This is a genomic window from Paenibacillus sp. FSL P2-0121 (assembly GCF_037975345.1).
GTDB lineage: Bacteria > Bacillota > Bacilli > Paenibacillales > Paenibacillaceae > Paenibacillus_AQ > Paenibacillus_AQ odorifer.
In genome coordinates, this window is the sequence record NZ_CP150245.1 from 857,281 (window position 1) to 875,307 (window position 18,027).

Consider the following 18,027-nt stretch of genomic DNA (forward strand, 5'->3'; position numbering starts at 1 on the left):
CCACCATACGTATTCCTTAAAACGACAGAGATGTCGTTTTTTTAAACTAAACATTTATTCCTGCTTATTGTAAGACGCTCTTAATAAAGCTACTTCTCTGTAAACTCGTTGTCCTTCTGCTTGGCATTAGTCTACTTTAGATGCCTCTTCGAGAGAATGAATGAGAAATCTATGATCTATCGGTGAAGACATAACAATCAGGATCGTATAGGTTCCATACTTATCACATTGATTGCCAAACTCTTCAAGAGCATGTGTAGATTCGGTCACTACTTTTAATAAATAGCTGTGTTCTCCACTTATACGGTGGCACTCGGCAACTTGGGGAGAGGCATGGACAAAGTCAAGAAATGCCAGGCAGTCTCTAGTCCGAAACAACATATAGGCTGCCGTATTTTTCCCGATTTTTTCAGGGGAGATGATGGTGCGATATTCCTCAATGATTCCTTTCTCTTCCATTCTTCTAACTCGTTCCGTAACCGCAGGTTGAGACAGACCTACGGATTTCCCCAGTTCTGTCATTGAAATCCTCGCTTGATTTTGAAGATAGAAGAGAATTTGTTTGTCTACATGATCCACTTTGGATGGCCTCCTTTATATTTAAGGTAATTCATTAAAACTCCTTTAATTACTTTGTTAAATCATCATAATTGATTGATTATAATATGTAAAATGAATAATTTACATTATATAATATGACTCTCACCAAAATGATGATCTACACTTGGAAAGTTAGAGAGGATGGCTACCATTGAGAAAATTTGATTTAAATAAGGTAGGTACAGAAGATTTACAGGCACGTATTGATGAGTCTGGAGGAAACTCCCAATGAGACTCTCCCACTCCCGCAAAAATATAATCACATTAGCTGCTATATGTTTGTCCGCATTGATGTTTGGCCTCGAAATTTCCAGTGTGCCTGTGATACTGCCTACCCTGGAAAAGGTACTGCACGGTAGCCTCAAGGATATGCAATGGATTATGAACGCCTACACCATTGCCTGTGCGACAGTTCTGATGGCTGTTGGAACGCTGGCTGACCGGTATGGAAGGAGGCGTATTTTTATTATCAGCCTTATCTTGTTCGGTATTACATCTTTGATTTGTGGCTTGGCGCAAAGCACATCGGTTCTGATCGCCAGCCGGTTCCTTCAAGGCGTGGGTGCTGGCGCGATGCAGATTTGCCAGATAGCCATTCTTTCACATCGGTTTCAGAAAGGAGAAGAACGCAGCAAAGCCTTTAGCACATGGGGGATCGTGTTTGGTATCGGTCTCGGTTTTGGACCTATCATTGGCGGTATGATCGTGGCTGTATTGAACTGGCATTGGGTTTTTCTGGTCCATGTCCCGCTGACCCTTTTTACTTTGATCCTTGTCTTCAGCGGCGTGGAGGAGTCCAGCGATCCACAGGCAAAAAAGCTGGACATTATCGGCATCGTCACGCTTTCGTTGACGGTTTTTGGCCTGGTCTATTTTATCACACAAGGGTCGGAACTTGGTTTTAGAGGTACAGCATCCCTCAGCATCCTTGTTGCAGTGGCAATAAGTTTCATAGTATTTCTATTTGCGGAGAAGCACAGTGCTCATCCAATGTTCGACTTTTCCGTATTCAAGATACGTAATTTTTCTGGTGCTCTCCTTGGCTCCGTCGGGATGAATTTCAGTTTTTGGCCATTCATGATCTATCTTCCAATTTATTTCCAGAGCGGGCTTGATTACGACATCGTAAGTGCCGGGTTGTCTGTTCTGGCTTATGCACTGCCCACCCTGGTAATTCCGCCTCTGGCAGAGCGATTTTCGCTCCGCTACCAACCGCGCATAGTTATCCCATTGGGTCTATTCGTTATCGGCTTGGGCTTCATTTTGATGAAGTATGGCAGCAGCGGTGATCACGCCAGCTGGTTGACTATGCTCCCCGGCTCTCTGTTGGCTGGTATTGGGCTGGGATTAACCAACACGCCTGTCACCAACACGACTACCGGCTCGGTACCTAGTACTCGTGCAGGTATGGCTTCCGGCATAGACATGAGTGCCAGATTAATCAGTCTAGCCATCAACATTGCCGTAATGGGCTTCATTTTACAGGAAGGCATCTTTTCTTATTTGAAGAAAGCTTTTCCTGAGACTGTCGATGTTTTACAATTGCGATCTTTGGCCGAAAAAACAGCTGCCGGAAACACTTCGTCTCTCCATCAGGGTTTTCCAGAACTATCCTCACTGGATGCATCTGGAGCTATCGTCCATGCCTCGCTTGTACACGGCTTTGGTTTGGTGATGCTCTATGGCGGTATTGGTGTCTGGGTGTTGGCCGCGATCAGTTTTATAATTTTTGGACCCAAGAGAGCATTGTTGCAAAAGTAGAGAGTGAAGACTATCGCGCCCACAAGCGATTCGTGAGTCTCAACTGATTAAGCCGCCTAGTATTATCACGTAAAGTCGTTGTATTATTGCTTTGGAACAAAACTGAAAAGAAGTAACGTTAAAAACCCCTTCTAGCGAAGCTTTTTTTTATCCTTTATACTGAAAAGACCAATTAATCTTCCTAGGAGTTGTCTAACGAATCATGATAAAGAAAGAAGTCGCGCATATACGCAAGCAATTTAAGCTGGATCACGATTTAATGAGTATTTACGATATTCTCAACGTGTATATTATGAAGGAAAGCAACGAGATCTATCATTGGGAGCGCCAGCCATTTGGAATGGTGGACAGAGAGAAGCAGGAGCTGTATATGGGCAATTTCAAAAAACTCCTGACCGGTGAACTGGATCAGAAATTGTTCGAGTTGAAATTTCAAGCGGAAGCGGAGGAGCCAGCGCAGGTGATGCTTCATCAAGCTTTGGTGACAGGGGATCCGGATGAATGGCAGGACCTGATGCTGCTGTTGGTGGACAGAATGATGGCGGATACTCATTATGAACGGGATACGGTGATCACTTTCGTTCGCGGACAGTATTTCCGCCCGACTAAAGATAGAAACGATGAAGCCGAGGAAAGTGAGAAAAACGAATTATTCGCGCATCCTTTTATCCTATGCAGCGTGAATTCCACGGAGAAACAACGGAAAGCTCTCTTGTTTGATTACGTGGAGCGGGAGTTCAAGTACAATGTCATTGTAGATCCGATCGTCAAGTTAAGCACACCGGAGCAAGGTTTCTTTTACCCAAGTGTGACGGACAATTATTCCGATGTGAACCGCATTCTGTATTGTACGGGGAAATCGAACTTTCCAGATCCGCATTTTGTCGGAGAGGTCTTGAATGCCGAAAGATCCATGACGGCCCTGGAAGAGAGAGCTATATTCGAAGACATCGTGAAGGAAGTGGCGGGCGAACAGCTTGATGCAACCACTCTCGCACAGGTGTACGAGGAGATCCATCAGGTCATCGAAACCAACGACGATAAGGAAGAACCTCCAAAGCTCGATTATAGAGATCTGGAACGTGTACTGACGGTAAGTGGCGTAGAGAACGTGACAATGGAAAAAGTGGAACGGGCGTTTGAAACGATCGTTGACGATAAGCATTATGAGATGAAGGCGAGCAGCGTGATGCCGAAATTCACTACTAAATCGATTAAGATCGATACAAAGGTAGCTACGATTTCGGTCAGCCCGCAGGATTTAAAATATGTGAAGCAAGTGAATTATCATGGGAGACGCTGCATTTTGATTGAGGTTGACGAAGATGCCGTGATCGAAGGCTTCACACTTACTACAGAGAATCTTTAGACCGCTTCAACAATGCTATGGGCTATCCTTAAAGTCTTTGAACAAGACTAAGGATAGCCCAATTTGTTTTGTATCAAATACGGTGATTAAAGATATATTCGATATATTCTTTTGCGCTAGTATTAATTTCTTCATCGCTGGCTTGAAATGAAGCTCCAAAAACAGCAAAGTACGGTAGGGCTTCTGCGCCTACATGTTTGGCACTGGCTTTAAAGGGTGCGATCACTGCGTCTACGGTAAAAGAAACAGAGCCCGCTGGCTGATAATTTTCTTTTTTATCACCGATGGATAGGGCCAACCCTAACTTTTTCCCGTTAAGCTTGTTCCCGTTTGATCCATAAGCCCATCCGTAAGCCAACACATCATCAAACCATTTTTTTAATAGCGGCGGATAACTGTACCAATACAACGGGAATTGAAAGATCACATGGTCATAAGCTTCCATTTGATTCTGCTCTCTAGAAACATCAATATTCCAGTCAGGATACTCTTTATAAATCTCATGAAGGGTAATATCGTTGGGATATAATAGCAGTTCTTCTTTCCAGCACTGGTTGACCCTCGAATTCTCAAGGTTCGGATGCGCCAAAATCACTAGTGTTTTCATGATGAATCTCCATTCTCAGGCCTATATTATTTATGAATATTATTATTATCTTGCAGGTTGTAAAAAAAGAAAATACACACAATAAAGTAAGATGGTTACTTCGAGGTGTGTACTGGACTCCGAAAAAAATATATGCAACAATGAAGTTTTGAGTAAGCTTAATTTGATCAGCATGAACGAGGTGTTATTCTATGAAACAATATCATTTAGGGATAGAGGCAACACTAGAAATCATCGGCGGAAAGTGGAAAGCTTTGATCATTTGCTTTTTGATGTCCGGTACCAAAAGAACAAGTGAATTACAGCGTAATATTCAAGGCATCTCACAAAAGGTTCTGATCCAGCAGCTTCGTGAACTTGAGAGGGATGGGCTTGTCAAAAGATTCGTGTACCAGCAGATGCCGCCAAAAGTTGAATACAGCCTCACGGAATATGGCGTTACAGCCAATAAGATCGTGGATGTTATGTGTTCTTGGGGGAAAGAAAATATAAAAATAAGACAAGGACGAGGAGAAGAGATCGTCTTGTTGGAGGATACATGTCCTGGAGCAAATTAAAGCAACAACTGGAGAGTTTTCTATGTCCCGCGTTATCCGGCAAGGTTGAATATCGCGCAAGCAGCTACCGTTATTTACCTGATAAATCAGGGAGCTGTTATATTTCGGTAGATAAAAAGAACGTACTCAATATGAATGATAGAACTAGCTCAATCAGATGGTATCAGACGGAGCAGGAGATTAAGAATGATTCAGAACTCCAAATTCCAATCCACCCTGAAGACATCGAAGCGGTTAGAAAAGATAGTAAAGGGATCATCCCGGAGGATCGTCTAATAGTCATTGCAAGAAGCAGAAAGATATCAGAAATTGCAAAGGAGCTTTTATCAGCACAGACCTCATTAAGTAAATCGAATTTTATCGTTATAGCTAATAAGTTTCTATCTACTTCTATAGAGGAAAGCATAGAGAGCGATGATATCTTATTGAATATTCTGGCTTTAGTGGACAGACGGGTTGGGAAAAAGCGAATTTTAAACATGAGCGAGAAGATGCAGTTAAAGCATCCGATTGTGCAATATTTTTATGAACTACGGCGTAGTACATTGTGAATATAACTAAACTCTCCCTTGCCCAATGGGACCTGCTTCATCCATTATAAATAGGTAATCATCTCCTCCATAGAGCGTAACTTTAGCCTGTATCCATAAAGGAGAGGAACCCATAGGATGGAACTCAAAAAAATAAATGACTCTATTTATTATTTGGAAAGTGTCCGAGAAACAGACAGACCTGTTTTGGGATATGTTGTAGGTGACAGCTTTTCAATTATGATTGATTGTGGTAATTCAAAATCGCATTTAGATGCCTTTATAAAGTGTTTAGATGATAACAATCTGCCACGTCCCAAATATGCTTTGATCACGCACTGGCATTGGGATCATACCTTTGGTATGCATGCTTTTGACGGGGAAACTATAGTCTCTTCAGCAACGAATGAGGCACTAAAGCGCCTGAAAGAATGGGAATGGGATGAAGAAGCTGTGGTAAAACGCTTAGAGACCAAAGAAGAAATAGCATTCGCCTATAACTGTATGAAAAAAGAATATGATACGTTTGATAAGATTAAGGTTAGCACAGGAAATATTATGTTCGAGAATGCTTTAACGCTGGATTTAGGGGGCACCACTTGCCAGATTATAAAGGTAGGAGGGCCACATGAAGACGATTCTTGTGTTGTATATATAAAAGAAGCGGGAGTATTATTCGCAGGCGATGCACATAGCGGGGATTATTATCATGGAGAAGGTAAAATTGATCCGATAAAAATGAAAGAATATATTGAGCTTTTATCGACTCTTTCATTTACTACGTATATCCCGGGGCACGACGCCCCTATGAGCAAGGAACAAATCATTCCCTTGTTAAATAGATTTTGTGAGGTAAAGTAAAGGCTAGCCTTACCACATAACAGCTTATTTTATTAGGCGACTTGTTAGGTATGAATTCGGTAGTGTACCGGACGCATGCCTTTTTGTTGTGCTTGATGGGGCAGTTCAGAGGGGGGGCTTATTTGCGTTTATTGGGAAGCAGCGTTACGATTAACCATAAGCAGCCTTGCTTCAGACCCCTTCCGAGCTATTAGAAATCTTAGACGAATTATACATCGATGGCTGGGGACTTGTACAGAAAGGGAAACAGAAATGGATAAGAAAATAAGCGTAGAGAATCTAAAACTGACACCACAAAATGATACTTATTATATTGCTTGGAGTATCGGAGTCGATAAGAAGTATAAAAAGCATATGAAAAAAGAAATAAAGAGCCAACTCACAGACGTTCTAGGATCCATGACTCAAAATAATGCTGTGGAGGATATTTCAGTTTACAGTCATAACAAAACAGCCGAAAAACATGGAGAATTCATTATATGGGATTATCTTATCCTAATGCAGATCAAGGAAAAGGAAGATGCCGAAATCATTTTACCTAACTTAAAAAATGTGAATATACCTTTCGTGCTCGAAACAATCCGTATGGAGTTACTTGTAACCACACCAAACAGCACGTACCCTACACTAGGGGAAGGCGCGCGAAAACGGCATGTAAAGCCATTTTATGCAATTGAATATGTCGATGTTCAGCCTAATCATTTAGATGAATTCCGAGACATAATGATTAACAATAACGGACCGGCAATGAAGTACATAATGGAGGAAGCGAGATGGTGTCATAATTTTTATGCATTAGAAACGCTGACTGTCTTCTATCATAATTCAAGTTATCCTACTTGGAATCAGATTCATGTCATAGGTTTGTATTTGGAATCAATTTTTCTATATAAAAAAGATTTCTCAAAAGGGCTGGCACTGACCCACAGCATTTCATTTGAAGAAAACTTTGCGCAGTTAAAGAAGATAAGAACCATGTTATATAAAACGATCGGGAGAAAGATGATCTAGAATAGACCAATGGATAAATGGATCATACCCACCCCGTAAATTCCAATATAGACGCTTTAGCGGATTGTGCTTCGGATTGTGCGCCTTTACGCCATTGTTTAGGTGACTCGCCCATAAGCTTGGAGAAACATCGGTTGAAGCTGGATATGGACTGAAAACCTACTTGCTCAGAGATGGAGAGAATGGAATCATCCGTACTTTTTAACTGCTTGCAGGCCTCTTCAATACGGGTACTGTTTAGGAAGTCGAGAGGTGCGGACCCCATAATCTCATGGAATTTCCTGCGAAAATGAGTAGTACTTAGGTGGCACAGATCAGCTAAAAAATCGATAGTAATTGGCATCATGTAGTTTTTAGTGATGTATTCCAGAACGGGTGAGATGACAAAATCGCCCTTCAGGCTATGCTCTGTTTCTTGATCAACCAAGGGTTCATTCCGGGAATGAATTCTAAGGAGCTCTATATAAAGCGATAACAATAAGCCGTAGGCACTTTCTTGATAGTAAGGATTTTTTTGTTTCAATTCCTCCACGGCCGATGTCGCAAGGGTATAAACCTTGGGATGTTCCTCTTTATTCAAAATACAGTTTGTTCCCTTAATTGCCCACAGATTCGGCTCAAAGTTGCTGTAAGCGCTTTTGAAGGATTGCTGAAAAAGATCCTCAGGCGAAAAAAAGATATAAGACCACAGACTGGCTTCATTCGGCGAACTATAAGTTGTATGAGGGAGATACCTAGGGATGAAGGTCACATCTCCGGCTTTAAAAGGCACAGATTCTCCTTTGATCTCCATGATGCCGCTATCCGAATGGCAAATGCCAATCTCCAAATGATTATGGAAATGCAGATGTTCACTTTTAATATCAGAAATCTTCCAACGTTCACCGCTTAACAGCAAGATAGGAAAGTTTATCGGTAAGCTGTAGTGGCGGTATTCAATGACGGGCTTCTTTTTTCTGGGCATATTCTCAATACTCCCATTCTTATTACGTAGGTTGAGTAGATTATAGGTTAACGTTATATCAAATTCAACTATATAAAGAGATCTTGATATTATACAATTTGAGGAAAAGTGGCGGAGGAGAATCTTGGAACTTTAGGGGCGTAGCGTCCGCCTTTGTCTCCGGATTTCAACCGCTAATAGCGTTACAAATCAAGAAATTCTTACGACAACAGCGGCCGGAAGTCCAAATATTCTCTGTAGTCACGGCTAATTCCAAGATATAGCGAACAAAAGTTAATGGTTGAAATTGCACAGTTTAGTTATGAATATGCTTAGAATAAGACTATTTTACTACTTACAATAGAGTTAGTAAAGCGTTTACAATATGGACGGACAGCTCTCAAGCGCCTTTGGGGGCGTGTGCGAAAGAGAGGAGAAACAAGATGCTTCAATTAACTTATGACAGAGAAGAGATTTTAAGGGTCATCGACAAAGTGGTCAGAAAAACAATGGCGATGGATTTAACATGGGACTGGCCTTGTGGTGTAGCTTATTATGGGGTAACCAGAGCTTATGAAACTACAGGAAATAAAGAGTATTTGGATATGCTTGTCCAGTGGGCAGATGAATATATCGAGCTGGGTCTGCCGGATTGGACGGTAAATACCTGTGCCATGGGCCATATGCTGATCACTTTGTATGAGGAAACAGGCAATCAGAAATATTGGGATATTGTGATGAGCAAAGTAGATTATCTGCAGAACAATGCGCTTAGATTCGGAGATCATGTGTTGCAGCATACCGTCTCTATTTCTAATGATTTTCCAGAACAGGCATGGGCGGATACCTTGTTTATGGCGGCATTTTTCCTGCTCCGTGTAGGAAGCAAATTAAAGGATCAGGAAATGATTCAAGATGCCTTGAATCAATATTATTGGCATATCAAATACCTGCAAGATCCTAGCAGCGGGTTTTGGTACCATGGCTACAATAATGTGAAGCAGGATCACATGTCTGGACTATTCTGGGGCAGAGCGAATGCTTGGGGCGCATACACCATGTCGCAAGTTAAAAAGCTTTTGAAAGAATGGTATCTGTATCCGCAGTGTATGGACGTGGAGTGTTCGCTGCGCGATCAGCTGGCCGCACTCAAGCTGGTGCAAACGGAGAACGGCCTGTGGCGGACAGTACTCGATGACGAGGAGTCTTATGAAGAAGTATCCGCGTCTTGCGGCATTGCGGCTGCTATGATCAATAACGGCAATCCGCTGCATACCAAATATGTGCAAAAAGCCCTGAAAGGTATTTTGAACAATATCAGTGAAGATGGACGGGTACTGGGTGTCTCTGGCGGAACAGCGGTTATGAAGGATCGGGAAGGATACCGCAATATTCCAAAAGACTGGATTCAAGGCTGGGGGCAAGGCTTAGCATTAGCTTTTCTATCCGATATGCTTAAATAGGAGGGATCCAAGTTGTCCAAACAAACAACGGGGGCCTTTACACTGCCGGGAGAATCCGGTTATGAGGCATTGACCCTGGAATTAGCTGAACGTTGGGGTGCCGATGTCATCCGTGACAGTGACGGTACACAGTTGTCCGATGAGATTATCAACGCAGGATACGGCATTTATTCTACAATCTGCATCATCAGAGATCATAACGAATGGGCGTCACAGAATTCAGACAAGCTGCAGCAGAGCTTTTTAATAACTAATCCGAAGGTAGCGGTACAAGATTATTTATCCATCTATCTGATGGAGGATTTTTTTGCTGAACAATTCCGAGTGAATGATTCCAAAGAGGCGTTTAAGTACTGGCAGGTTTTTGACCGAACGACGGGCGAAGAGGTTCCAAGAGAACTGTGGAATTATGAGCGGGAATCGGGAAATGTAGTCATTACTGGAATTGTACCTTGGCATAAATACACAGTCAGCTTCATGGTCTATCGGATTTGGGAAGAGATCTCCATGTACAATCACACCACGAATCACTGGGAAAAAGAGCATCTGATGCAGATTGATCCCATCTATGTAGAAACGCAAAAACATTTACTCCATTGGATTGAAGATTGGTGTCGTAAGCATAAGGAAACAACAGTGGTTCGGTTCACCTCCCTCTTTTATAATTTCGCCTGGATCTGGGGCAGTGATGAGCGCAATCGCCATTTGTTCTCGGACTGGGGTTCATATGATTTTACGGTAAGCTCAAGGGCGCTTGATCTGTTTGCCAAGAAATATGGGTATTCGCTCACGGCCGAGGATTTTGTGAATGGTGGGAAATATCGGGTCAGTCATATCCCGGCGCAGCAGCGGAAGCTGGACTATATGGCATTTATCAATGATTTTGTCATCGAATTTGGTAAGCAATTAATTGATATTGTGCATAAGCACGATAAGCTGGCGTATGTCTTCTATGATGATAGTTGGGTTGGCATGGAGCCTTACAATGACCGTTTTGAGGAGTTTGGTTTTGACGGGATGATTAAATGTGTGTTCTCAGGGTATGAGGCAAGGCTTTGCTCTGGTGTAAAAGTAGATACCCATGAGATTCGGCTGCATCCCTATTTATTTCCGGTTGGATTGGGAGGGCTTCCTACGTTTATGGAGGGAGGTAACCCTACGCTCGATGCCAAAAAGTATTGGATTAATATCCGGCGCGCCTTGCTCAGAGAGCCTATAGATCGGATTGGACTGGGCGGATATTTGCATCTTGTAGAGCCTTATCCGGATTTTTGTGATTATATCGAAAAGATCGCGGATGAATTCAGAGAAATTAAAGAGCTGCATCATAAAGGCAAACCGTATCACATTAAGACGAAGGTAGCCATTTTGCACGCTTGGGGCAAATTGAGATCGTGGACCTTGTCCGGGCATTTCCATGAAACGTATATGCATGATCTGATTCATATCAACGAGGCTTTGTCCGGGTTGCCGGTTGAGGTGCAGTTCATTGATTTTGAAGATATCCGTAAGGGAGTATTACAAGAGTGTGATGTAGTGATCAATGCCGGCTCGGCAGGTTCAGCATGGAGTGGTGGAGAATATTGGAGTGACCATAAGTGCGTGGACTTACTGACAGAATGGGTTTATGAGGGCGGTACTTTTATAGGTATCAATCAGCCTTCGGCGCTTGATGGTTATGACAGCTTTTTCAGAATGGCACATGTGCTTGGTCTGGATGAGGATACAGGCTCCAAGGTAGCTCATGGAAGATGGACATTTGAGGCTAGAGATGAGCAAGGTTTAGTGCCTGAAGGAGCCAGCATAACACCTAAAAATAACATCTATCTTACGGAAGGCTCAGCAGCGGTATTGTGTGAAAAGAGTGGGATGATAACATTGTCCACCCATGCCTTTGGTAAAGGAACGGGGATCTACCTGCCTTCTTTCACCTTAAGCTTTGAAAATACAAGATTGCTGTTAAATGTGATCCGTTTTGCCGGAAATGAGTTAAAGGAAACAAAGTATATTACGGATAATTTATATACAGAGTGTGCTTATTATCCAGAAAGTAAAATACTCGTCGTGATTAACAATAGCGACCAGCTTCAAAAAACTACGATCGATACGGAATATGGACAACAAACCCTGGAATTAGATCCGTTTGATACTATTATCCGAACTATTGGCGATTAATTACATTAAAAAAGCTCAAGCCAGCGGCTAACTTGCCGATGCTTGAGCTTTTTGCTGTGAGGCTTATAGTATCTATTATCTACTTATTTTGCTTTTATGAATTCAGCAGATTTGATCCCAGCTTGACGGCCGAAAATAATGATTTCTGCAACAGAGTTGCCGCCAATCCGGTTTTGTCCGTGTAAGCCGCCTGTAACTTCACCTGCTGCAAACAGACCAGGAATAGCTTCACCATCTTTATTCAGAACTTCTGTGTTCGTATTGATCTTCACCCCACCCATGGTGTAGTGAATCCCAGGAGCAATTTTAATAGCGTAGAAAGGACCAGTGGACAGGTCATTGTCCATTCCTGTAGTTCTGCCAAATTCGGCATCCTTTTTATTCTTAACGGCGCTGTTCCAAGTATCAAGCGTTGTTGCCAGCTTATCCTCTGGAACACCGATTTCTTTGGCCAAAGCTTCGATGGAATCCGCCTGAATCACGAAGCCCATTTTGTCATATTGTTCAATAGCCTTCACACGGGATTTAACACCGGAATCAAAGACCAGCGTAGCCGCTTTTTCAGGCAGTGTATTGATGGAAGCCGTTACTTTATCACGGGTATCCAATTCGTTGGTGAAGCGTGTGCCTTCACTGGAAACAAGGATAGCGCCTTCCCCACGAACAGCTTCGCCGATGAGGTAGGATTTTTCTTGCTGCACAGTCGGGTGAACTTGGATTTGATCCATATCGACGGTTGTGCCGCCGAGTTTCTCAATCATCTTGATGCCGTCTCCGGTACTGCCGATTTGGTTAGTAGTAACGTAGCCCTCCAAGTCAGGTCTTACTTCGGAGATCAAATCCATATTGGCACCGAATCCGCCAGTGGTTACAACGACAGCATCTGCCGTAATTGTTTTTTCCTCTGTTTGGTTAAAGAGGACCTTGACGCCATTTACTTTGCCATCTTTTTCAGTGATTTCTTTGACATCAGCATTCACGAAAAGAGGGATTTCTTTCTCTTGTACGTTTTTCACTAAACCTTTGACAAGGTATTGTCCCACAGCAGAGCCATCTTCAGGACGGTGTGTACGTTTTTCGTTCATGCCGCCTGTAATGGTGATATTGTTCAAGCGGATTCCGATGGAATCCAGCCAATCGATCGCACTCGCGGAATTATCAACGAAGAAACGAAGCATTTCTTTGTCGTTAGTGTCATGGCCACCTTTTAATGACTCTTCATAAAATAAATCATTGCTGTCTTCAATGTTTTGTTCTTTTTGGAATTTCGTTTCAGAAGCGTTCATTCCCGAAGAGGATTTGGTTGTGTTCCCGCCGGCAACCGGCATTTTTTCCAAAATAACAGGGTTCATGCCTTTCTCTTTGGCCTCAAGCGCCGCGGACATTCCCGCACCACCCGCACCGACAATGATGATATCATATTTATCTTTTAATTGATCGAATGGTGTGTAGCTTGCTTCAGATGCCCCGGAGACGGCTTCAACTTCTTTTTTCTCGTTGTTATTACTCTTGCTCTCGTTCACCTTGTCGTTTCCATTACCGCAACCTGCGGTAACGAGCATGACAGAGAGGACGAGACTCAGAGCACCAGCTGCTTTCTTTTTCATTGTTAACCCTCCACTTTTATATTTCTCTATTAAGATGTACCAAAAGAACCCGACAAAAAAGAAAGGAAGTATCAGAGGGAGTTGGAAGTGGAGAAGCGCGCGCGTCGCTGTTATACTCCTAACTTCAAATCTTCTACGGTTACGTCCACAGTTTCCATCGTTATTCTCTTTAGTTCATCTTCTTATTAAGTATACCATCAATCATGACTATTAGTGAAAGTTTTCACAAATTATACAAGTCGTCTATTCTAACATAGGGTAACGAAATATTGAGCAGATTAGGCGGAAAATGGACCATAAACCATATAACTAGAAGATTTGGCGTGAGATTTTCTCACTGTAGAAGTGGTAACTGTCACGGATTAGTAAAGCGGTTTTTGTTCTTCTGGATTTTTAAATGGTAAAATGAGAGTATTGCCTACTAGTCAATCCGGAAAGACTAACATGAGACATAGAAACAAATTCTAATTAATAGGTGAGAATATGGAATTTAATAATGTAATAAAAGAAACAGTAAAAGAAGATAACTATAAAGTATTTGCTTTACTAAGCCGCTATTTGAATAATACCCCCGACTTTATTAACAAAGAAGAAATTGAAGAAATCGTAAACTGTGGTGTATCTTATGAATACGCTTTTGGCTTAATGCTGGCTGCTGCTTTTGGGATGGATACGGTTGATAATGTTGATGATAAGGAATTGTTCAACCAATATTTTAGCAATATGCTTCATAAGCTTGATGCAAATGAATATTATGACAATCCATATTATAAAAATATCAAGATACCTACTATAAAGATTAATAATAGTGAATTAAAATATGAAAAATATAAACCTTTTGAAGGTTTTGTTTGCAATGATATCATCCGGACAGAAGTGGGAAGACAAATTCCTCAGGTTGGCTTTTTTCAAACTGAATTCATGTTCCCGGCCGTATTGGAGAATGATAGAATCTGGATGACGATTACGCCAAATGAAATAGAAACAATGAAAGAAGCTGTTGATAAAGCGTTTGGGAATGTTCTTACATTTGGGCTTGGACTTGGCTATTATGCTTATATGGTTTCTGAAAAAGTTAATGTTGAAAGCATAACGGTTGTTGAAAAAAATCAAGATGTCATTGATTTATTTAATAAATATGTACTGCCACAATTCAGTAATGCTCACAAGATCAGGCTTATCCAAGCAGATGCTTTCGAATATGCAGAACAACATATGTCTAAGGAAAAATATGATTTTGTATTTACGGATTTATGGCATGATGTTTCTGATGGAATGGACATGTATTTAAAAATGAAAAAGTTTGAAAAGAAAAGCCCGGATACTGTATTTATGTACTGGATAGAACAATCTATTTTATGTTATTTGTAATTTTGAGTTGCGTTAATCTGTTGTAGCTGACTCCGAAAGGAAGAACCCATTTTTGAAAACTCCTATATCTATCATAAATTGGCTAGAGCACAACGAAATCATGAACGACTTATTAAATCAGGAAGACAGCTTAACTGCGCATACAATGGATCAAGGATTTGAAGCTGAGGTCATGAGGATTAATTCTGATCAAGAGAGCTATGTACTGAAAACATGGAATAAGGAATCCAGACCGGATGTCCAGTTTCAATATCGTTTATTGGATGTTCTATCCGAACGAGGAGTAGCCGTCTCTAAACCAGTGGGCTGGGGAATCAATCCGGAGGGACATAAGGTGTTGTTAACAAGTTTTGACGGAACCCCTATTCATAAAATGAATACCAGGAAAATGAAGGAACTCGCAAGCCTATTAGCAAAAATACATAAGATTCGCGTTGAAGAGATTGGAAATATACAACTGCCAAAATACGATTTCATCGGCTATTTTTTCCCTGAAGCCAAAGAACAATCTGATATTTATAATGTGTTGACTGCTCTTGTTGAGCAAACTCCAATGAAGCAAGACTGTATCATTCATGGGGATTTTCATATCGGAAATATAGTGGAGGATAAAGAGCGATATACCATAATCGATTGGACGAACGGCCAGTTGGGAGACTCTAGATATGATTTTGCCTGGTCACTTATTCTGCTGAAAATATATATCTCTGAGCGTTATGCTGATGTGTTCCGAACTGCTTATCTATTGGAAAATGATATGGATCAGGAAGAACTTGAGATCTTTGAAGCTTGGGCATGTCTACGGTGGATTTTGCTGAATAGAAGAGGTAGCACACCGAAAGGGCCTAATACAACGAAGAGAGTGATAGGCTTAATCGCTAATAATCGGTTTTTAAAAAAGATGGATAGTAAATTGTTCTGATGTACGCAAGGATGGATGGATTTTCTGGGAGATTGGAAATGTAATGTAACACCGTACATTATTACGTTATTAAATTATTTGTGGTATATTAAAGGTAGAAAAGACGTAAAATGCAAAGAGAGCCGTGCTGTAACACGACTCCCAAGGCAATAGCCGCTTTTAAGGGCGGTAGGCTTCAGCAAATAGGACACGACAGATAGACCGCATGCCTTTGTGAGTGGGCGGTCTATTTGCGTTTATTGGACAGCAGCGCTACGATAAGCGAACCAAAGGTTAGCATAAGCATCATTGCTTCAAACACTGTCACAAGGCGTCCCTCCCTTCGGTGAGAGGTAGCCGACCGACCCTTTAAGCCTATTCTATTTGCTCCACCAGTATAGCATAATCGTTTGAAAGAGAATTAAGACTCTTGTCATAATACTCCCTAGGATTGGAGTAGTTTTCCATTTCCTCTCTTTGTCTCCGCAACTCTCTCCATTTTGAAACTTCCGTATCACATTTGCGATTTTTTGATTCCCAATTGTAGGACGTACCTCTCTTTCTAAATCTCTTCTTTGCGAATTCCCAAACTTCCGATTTTCATTGGATTTTCAGTTTGGGTGTTTATAATGCTTTTTATGAATCGGGGCAGCGGATTGTAAAGGGCTTTCGATTGCGCAAAGGAGGTTTTCCATGATAAGAGGAATTCAAAAAACATTGTATCTCATACTTGCATTCTTTATCGGTCTTTTTATCGCATCCTCCTTTTTTATTAGGGCGAAATATAATTATTTCGTATATGGGGACACGCCAATTTTGGAGAGACAACAGCTGGGTCTTTTTATTCTAGTGATCGCAGTGGTGCTGGCATTAAGCGTTATTTTGTATAAAATGTGCCTGAAGCTTAATAAGTACAGTTGGAAAATAGTCATTCCAGCCATACTGCTGTTTTCTTTTGCAATCCAGATGGTGATTATCTTTCTGTTTCCACGCTTGCCGACGGATGATTCGCAGACAGTGCTTTCATTGGCACTCGACATGCTGTACAGGAATGATTATTCGTCGTTTGACACGAACGGCTATCTGCATATGTTTCCGTTTAATTTTTCGATCGTTTTATATTTAAAGACGTTGTTGTTGATCTTTCCGGATAATTATCTGGTAATCAAAATATTTAATATTCTGTTTACACTCTTAACCTCATTAATGATTTACATGCTGTATAAAGAGCTCAATTATAAGTCCAAGGATAAGGATTATGGCGTCCTCGTGTTTGCTGCAACCTATATCCCTTCATTGTTTATGAGTAATTTTATCTATAACGATGTGATCGCTACCGCCTTTCTGACAAGTGCTTTATATTTTGCCATAAGATTTATCAAAAGAAGGTCCATTAAGGATATTCTCTTCGCAGCTCTCTTACTGGCAATAGGCAACTATTTCCGCAGTATCGGTGTTATTTTTCTGATTACCGTGGTGGCGGGTCTTTTATTCAACATACGTTCTATCGGGGTGAAAAAGGTTTTTAGCGCTTTGGTTATCACGGCCATATTGTTTAATGTCCCCGGCTGGACGCAAAATGCTGTGTTGCAGGCGACGAATGTTGTAGATGAACCGATGAACGAAAATTCCGCACCTGTCTACATGTGGCTGAATATGGGGATCAATCTGGAGACGTTTGGGTTCTGGGACAACCGGGAGAGCTACGCTATCTATCAGCAGGATGCAAATTATAATAAGGCAGAAAGTACGGAGTTATTTAAAGAAGAAATCAGTAATAAACTCTCCGAGGCGGGCCTAAGTGACTTAGTGAAGATGTATTATAAAAAAATCGTTTGGACCTGGACGGAAGGAACCTACCAGATGGAACGATATGGGCTCGGAAATGACGGATCATCCAGTAACGGGGGAAGAATGGGCTTTGTCATGGACCGTTATAGCTACACTAATGCTGCTACGGATTTGTTTAAGGCAGACTCCAATTATAGAAGTGGAATGTTGTGGCTGCTGTATGTTCTGAATTTTCTGATGTATGTATTTATACTCGTTCGCTTAATGGGTGGAATAAGAGCCAAAAGATTTGAAGAGACCTCTTTGATTCTTGTACTGCTGGGCTTTATCGGATTCTATCTTTTATGGGAGATCAAGTCCCGGTATATTTACCCGGTGTATCCGCTGCTGATCGTATTATCCTATATGGGTTTTAAGGACGTATACGATTATATGTTAAAAAGATATTTTCCACGTTAACTATGTTCGCTCGGAAAGAGG

The 18,027-nt window shown here is 41.5% G+C and carries 15 protein-coding genes; 11 read left to right on the forward strand and 4 right to left on the reverse strand.

What is annotated here, in order from left to right:
* Positions 1-126 precede the first annotated feature (126 nt).
* Positions 127-579, reverse strand: coding sequence for an Lrp/AsnC family transcriptional regulator (locus tag MKY54_RS03685; RefSeq protein WP_076128537.1), 453 nt, complete (start codon positions 577-579; stop codon positions 127-129).
* 249 nt (positions 580-828) lie between these two features.
* Between MKY54_RS03685 and MKY54_RS03690 the strand changes: the two genes are divergently transcribed.
* Positions 829-2,361, forward strand: coding sequence for an MFS transporter (locus MKY54_RS03690; protein ID WP_339189550.1), 1,533 nt, complete (start codon positions 829-831; stop codon positions 2,359-2,361).
* A 202-nt stretch (positions 2,362-2,563) separates the two neighbouring features.
* The gene (locus MKY54_RS03695; protein WP_076185135.1) at positions 2,564-3,730 is read left to right on the forward strand and encodes a DUF4317 domain-containing protein; all 1,167 of its coding nucleotides are present in this window, start codon (positions 2,564-2,566) and stop codon (positions 3,728-3,730) included.
* Positions 3,731-3,803: 73 nt separating this feature from the next.
* On the opposite strand, the gene MKY54_RS03700 is transcribed toward MKY54_RS03695, so the two are convergent.
* Positions 3,804-4,337, reverse strand: a complete 534-nt coding sequence (locus MKY54_RS03700; protein WP_339189553.1) for an NAD(P)H-dependent oxidoreductase — start codon at positions 4,335-4,337, stop codon at positions 3,804-3,806.
* A gap of 191 nt (positions 4,338-4,528) precedes the next feature.
* Here MKY54_RS03700 and MKY54_RS03705 point away from each other — a divergent pair, with 191 nt between their 5' ends.
* The 4 genes from MKY54_RS03705 (at position 4,529) to MKY54_RS03720 (ending at position 7,296) form a co-directional block, all read left to right on the forward strand.
* A complete protein-coding gene (locus MKY54_RS03705) occupies positions 4,529-4,894 on the forward strand; it encodes a helix-turn-helix domain-containing protein (RefSeq protein ID WP_076219486.1) in 366 nt (121 codons plus the stop codon).
* On the forward strand, positions 4,876-5,445 hold the full coding sequence (locus MKY54_RS03710) for a hypothetical protein (RefSeq protein WP_076219485.1): 570 nt from the start codon (positions 4,876-4,878) through the stop codon (positions 5,443-5,445). Before MKY54_RS03705 ends, MKY54_RS03710 begins: the two co-directional genes overlap by 19 nt.
* 117 nt (positions 5,446-5,562) lie before the next feature.
* Positions 5,563-6,285: an MBL fold metallo-hydrolase gene (locus tag MKY54_RS03715; RefSeq protein ID WP_076302895.1), complete on the forward strand. Its 723-nt coding sequence runs from the start codon at positions 5,563-5,565 to the stop codon at positions 6,283-6,285.
* 252 nt (positions 6,286-6,537) lie between these two features.
* Entirely contained in the window at positions 6,538-7,296 is a 759-nt protein-coding gene (locus tag MKY54_RS03720) for a hypothetical protein (protein ID WP_339189556.1), read from the forward strand.
* Positions 7,297-7,318: 22 nt separating this feature from the next.
* On the opposite strand, the gene MKY54_RS03725 is transcribed toward MKY54_RS03720, so the two are convergent.
* Positions 7,319-8,260, reverse strand: coding sequence for an AraC family transcriptional regulator (locus MKY54_RS03725; RefSeq protein ID WP_339189558.1), 942 nt, complete (start codon positions 8,258-8,260; stop codon positions 7,319-7,321).
* A gap of 422 nt (positions 8,261-8,682) precedes the next feature.
* Between MKY54_RS03725 and MKY54_RS03730 the strand changes: the two genes are divergently transcribed.
* Entirely contained in the window at positions 8,683-9,702 is a 1,020-nt protein-coding gene (locus MKY54_RS03730) for a glycoside hydrolase family 88 protein (protein ID WP_076128555.1), read from the forward strand.
* A gap of 12 nt (positions 9,703-9,714) precedes the next feature.
* The gene (gnpA, locus tag MKY54_RS03735) at positions 9,715-11,877 is read left to right on the forward strand and encodes a 1,3-beta-galactosyl-N-acetylhexosamine phosphorylase (RefSeq protein ID WP_339189560.1); all 2,163 of its coding nucleotides are present in this window, start codon (positions 9,715-9,717) and stop codon (positions 11,875-11,877) included.
* Between the two features lie 83 nt (positions 11,878-11,960).
* Here the strand turns inward: gnpA and MKY54_RS03740 are convergent, their stop codons facing one another.
* The gene (locus MKY54_RS03740) at positions 11,961-13,484 is read right to left on the reverse strand and encodes a flavocytochrome c (protein WP_036684833.1); all 1,524 of its coding nucleotides are present in this window, start codon (positions 13,482-13,484) and stop codon (positions 11,961-11,963) included.
* Between the two features lie 483 nt (positions 13,485-13,967).
* On the opposite strand from MKY54_RS03740, the gene MKY54_RS03745 reads away from it, so the two are divergent.
* The 3 genes from MKY54_RS03745 to MKY54_RS03755 all read left to right on the forward strand — a co-directional run bounded on the left by MKY54_RS03745 (position 13,968) and on the right by MKY54_RS03755 (position 18,006).
* Positions 13,968-14,855, forward strand: a complete 888-nt coding sequence (locus MKY54_RS03745; protein ID WP_339189562.1) for a hypothetical protein — start codon at positions 13,968-13,970, stop codon at positions 14,853-14,855.
* Between the two features lie 100 nt (positions 14,856-14,955).
* Positions 14,956-15,777 carry an aminoglycoside phosphotransferase family protein gene (locus MKY54_RS03750; RefSeq protein ID WP_339189564.1) on the forward strand — a complete coding sequence of 274 codons (822 nt, stop codon included), beginning with the start codon at positions 14,956-14,958 and terminating at the stop codon, positions 15,775-15,777.
* Positions 15,778-16,449: 672 nt separating this feature from the next.
* A complete protein-coding gene (locus tag MKY54_RS03755) occupies positions 16,450-18,006 on the forward strand; it encodes a glycosyltransferase family 39 protein (protein WP_339189566.1) in 1,557 nt (518 codons plus the stop codon).
* Positions 18,007-18,027 lie beyond the last annotated feature (21 nt).

Bases quoted from the DNA above. Each gene is read 5' to 3' on its own strand.
- MKY54_RS03750 (WP_339189564.1), top strand. From the start codon at position 14,956: ATGAACGACTTATTAAATCAGGAAGACAGCTTAACTGCGCATACAATG.
- MKY54_RS03690 (WP_339189550.1), top strand. From the start codon at position 829: ATGAGACTCTCCCACTCCCGCAAAAATATAATCACATTAGCTGCTATA.
- MKY54_RS03695 (WP_076185135.1), top strand. From the start codon at position 2,564: ATGATAAAGAAAGAAGTCGCGCATATACGCAAGCAATTTAAGCTGGAT.
- MKY54_RS03740 (WP_036684833.1), bottom strand. From the start codon at position 13,484: ATGAAAAAGAAAGCAGCTGGTGCTCTGAGTCTCGTCCTCTCTGTCATG.
- MKY54_RS03715 (WP_076302895.1), top strand. From the start codon at position 5,563: ATGGAACTCAAAAAAATAAATGACTCTATTTATTATTTGGAAAGTGTC.
- MKY54_RS03755 (WP_339189566.1), top strand. From the start codon at position 16,450: ATGATAAGAGGAATTCAAAAAACATTGTATCTCATACTTGCATTCTTT.
- MKY54_RS03725 (WP_339189558.1), bottom strand. From the start codon at position 8,260: ATGCCCAGAAAAAAGAAGCCCGTCATTGAATACCGCCACTACAGCTTA.
- MKY54_RS03730 (WP_076128555.1), top strand. From the start codon at position 8,683: ATGCTTCAATTAACTTATGACAGAGAAGAGATTTTAAGGGTCATCGAC.
- MKY54_RS03710 (WP_076219485.1), top strand. From the start codon at position 4,876: ATGTCCTGGAGCAAATTAAAGCAACAACTGGAGAGTTTTCTATGTCCC.
- MKY54_RS03705 (WP_076219486.1), top strand. From the start codon at position 4,529: ATGAAACAATATCATTTAGGGATAGAGGCAACACTAGAAATCATCGGC.
- MKY54_RS03720 (WP_339189556.1), top strand. From the start codon at position 6,538: ATGGATAAGAAAATAAGCGTAGAGAATCTAAAACTGACACCACAAAAT.
- MKY54_RS03745 (WP_339189562.1), top strand. From the start codon at position 13,968: ATGGAATTTAATAATGTAATAAAAGAAACAGTAAAAGAAGATAACTAT.
- MKY54_RS03700 (WP_339189553.1), bottom strand. From the start codon at position 4,337: ATGAAAACACTAGTGATTTTGGCGCATCCGAACCTTGAGAATTCGAGG.